The organism is Streptomyces calidiresistens (assembly GCF_014141525.1).
Classification (GTDB): Bacteria; Actinomycetota; Actinomycetes; order Streptomycetales; family Streptomycetaceae; genus Streptomyces; species Streptomyces calidiresistens.
In genome coordinates, this window is the sequence record NZ_VKHS01000748.1 from 1 (window position 1) to 2,636 (window position 2,636).

3 protein-coding genes are annotated in these 2,636 nt (G+C 73.8%); 2 read left to right on the forward strand and 1 reads right to left on the reverse strand.

Annotated features, from left to right (window positions below; translation table 11 throughout):
• Window positions 1-77: 77 nt before the first annotated feature.
• Window positions 78-755 carry a response regulator transcription factor gene (locus FOE67_RS22300; RefSeq protein WP_182666630.1) on the forward strand — a complete coding sequence of 226 codons (678 nt, stop codon included), beginning with the start codon at window positions 78-80 and terminating at the stop codon, window positions 753-755.
• 10 nt (window positions 756-765) lie between these two features.
• Window positions 766-2,046 (forward strand): sensor histidine kinase, encoded by a 1,281-nt coding sequence (locus tag FOE67_RS22305; RefSeq protein ID WP_182666631.1) that lies wholly within the window; start codon window positions 766-768, stop codon window positions 2,044-2,046.
• On the opposite strand, the gene FOE67_RS22310 is transcribed toward FOE67_RS22305, so the two are convergent.
• Window positions 1,982-2,587, reverse strand: a complete 606-nt coding sequence (locus FOE67_RS22310; protein ID WP_182666632.1) for a GtrA family protein — start codon at window positions 2,585-2,587, stop codon at window positions 1,982-1,984. The two genes, FOE67_RS22305 and FOE67_RS22310, sit on opposite strands and share 65 nt — an antisense overlap.
• Window positions 2,588-2,636: the final 49 nt, after the last annotated feature.

A 2,636-nucleotide genomic window follows, 5' to 3' on the forward strand; every position in this document is an offset into this window, starting at 1 on the left:
CCCCCCAGGTCCCGGGAACCGCCCCGCCCCGGGCGGGATTCGCCGACGGCCCCGCCCCCGCCGTCTACCATCGGCCCATGACCCGAGTACTGCTCGCCGAGGACGACGCCTCCATCTCGGAACCGCTGGCCCGCGCGCTGCGCCGCGAGGGCTACGAGGTGGAGGTGCGCGAGGACGGGCCGGCCGCGTTGGAGACCGGTCTGCGCGGGGACGTGGACCTGGTGGTCCTGGACCTGGGACTGCCCGGCATGGACGGACTCGAGGTCTGCCGCCGGCTGCGCACCGAGGGCCTGACCCTCCCGGTGCTCGTGCTCACCGCCCGGGCCGACGAGGTGGACACCGTCGTCGGGCTCGACGCCGGCGCCGACGACTACGTCACCAAGCCCTTCCGCCTCGCCGAGCTCCTCGCCCGGGTGCGGGCCCTGCTGCGGCGCGGCAGCACCGAGCCCGTGCCCGCCCCGGTCGTGCACGGCATCCGGATCGACGTGGAGTCCCACCGGGCCTGGCTCGGCGACGAGGAACTGCACCTGACCGCCAAGGAGTTCGACCTGTTGCGGGTCCTGGTGCGGGACGCCGGTCGGGTGGTGACCCGGGAACAGCTGATGCGCGAGGTGTGGGACACCACCTGGTGGTCCTCCACCAAGACCCTCGACATGCACATCTCCTGGCTGCGCAAGAAACTCGGCGACGACGCCGCCAACCCCCGCTACATCGCCACCGTGCGCGGGGTCGGTTTCCGCTTCGAGAAGAGCTGACCCCGCCGCCGTGCGCCGCCGTCTGATCAACTCCATCCTCGCCGTGGTGCTCGTGGTGATCACCGTCTTCGGGGTCTCCCTGGTGATCGTCGAGACCCGGGCGATCGAGAGCGGGGCCCGCGAACGCCTCCAGTCGGAGGCCGCCCGCCTGGTCGCGGTGGTCGAGAGCCGACTGGTGGCCGGGGAACGGGTCACCGCCGAGAGCATGCGCACCTCGGTGCCCGGCGACCGCCACGTGATCATCGACCTGGTCGGCGAGGAGCCGATCACCCTGGGGGAGGAGCCGGAGGGCGGCGTCATCCAGGGATCGGAGGCCGGGGCGCGGGGCGAGATCGTCACCGTGCAGCAGTCCCGGGACGTCATCGGCGACGAGGTCGGCCGCACCCTGCTCATCATCCTCGCCGTCTCCGGCCTGGCGGTGATATCGGCGATCCTGCTGGCGGTCCGGCAGGCCCGCCGGGTCTCCGCGCCGCTGACCGACCTGGCGGAGACCGCCGAACGCCTGGGATCGGGGGACCCCCGTCCCCGCCACCGCCGCTACGGCGTGCCGGAGCTGGACCGGGTCGCCGACGTCCTGGACGCGAGCGCCGAACGCATCGCGCGCATGATCACCGCCGAGCGCCGGTTGGCCGCCGACGCCTCCCACCAGCTGCGCACCCCGCTGACCGCGCTGTCCATGCGGTTGGAGGAGATCATCGCCACCGAGGACCCGGAGACCGTCAAGGAGGAGGCGGCGATCGCGCTCGCCCAGGTGGAGCGCCTGACGGATGTCGTGCAGAGGTTGCTCACCAACTCCCGCGACCCGCGGCTGGGCTCCGCGGTCGGCTTCGACCTCGACGAGATCGTGCTCCAACAGGTGGAGGAGTGGCGCCCGGCGTACCGGGCGGCCGGCCGGGCCGTGGTCCATTCGGGCAAGCCGCACCTGCGGGCGGTCGGCACGCCCGGCGCGGTCTCCCAGGTCCTCGCCACCCTGGTGGAGAACTCCCTCATGCACGGCGCCGGCACGGTGGCGCTGCGCACCCGCACCGCCGGCAACCAGGTGGTGGTCGAGGTCACCGACGCCGGCCCCGGGGTGCCCCCCGGGCTCGGCTCGCGGGTCTTCGAGCGCTCGGTGAGCGGGCGGAACTCCACCGGCCTGGGGCTGGCGGTGGCGCGCGACCTGGCCGAGGCCGACGGGGGGCGGCTGGAACTGCTCCAGCTCTCGCCACCCGTGTTCGCGCTGTTCCTCAGCCGGGAGGCGGACCCGGCCGCGGGCTGTCCCCCGGAGGACCGGGGACCCCGGGTGCGCTGATCGACACCGGAGTGCCGGGCGGGAGCGCGGACGGGTCGATCGCCGACCCGCTCGGGGGGCCGCCGCTCGCGACGGTGCCGGACGTCCCCGGTGACCGGGAGCGGCTGCGGGCCCCCCGGAAGACCCAGGTGCGGTAGGCCCAGAAGCGGAAGAGCGAGGCGAGACCGAGCCCGATCACGTTCTTCGCGATGTTGTCGGCGGTCGCCGAGGTCAGGCCCAGCCCGTGGTGGGAGACGGCGAGCACCCCGTTCTCCAGGACCATCCCGGCCCCCGAGAACACCAGGAAGAGGCCGGCCTCGCGGCGCCGCCGCGTCTTGTCGGCGTGGGCGTAGGTCCAGTACCGGTTGCCCAGGTAGGTGGCGCAGATGGCGCAGGAGGTGGCGATCACACCGGACCGCACGGCCCCCACCCCGATCCCCTGCCGGCAGAGGTTGAAGACCAGCACGTTCACGACCAGCCCCACGGCCCCCACGGTGCCGAAACGACCCGCCTCGCGCACCAGGCGGCGCAGGCGGACGGGCAGCCCGGGAGGAGCATCCATCCCGCCATGCTAATCAGATCACCCCGCCGAGCCCCCGTTCCCGCTGCCC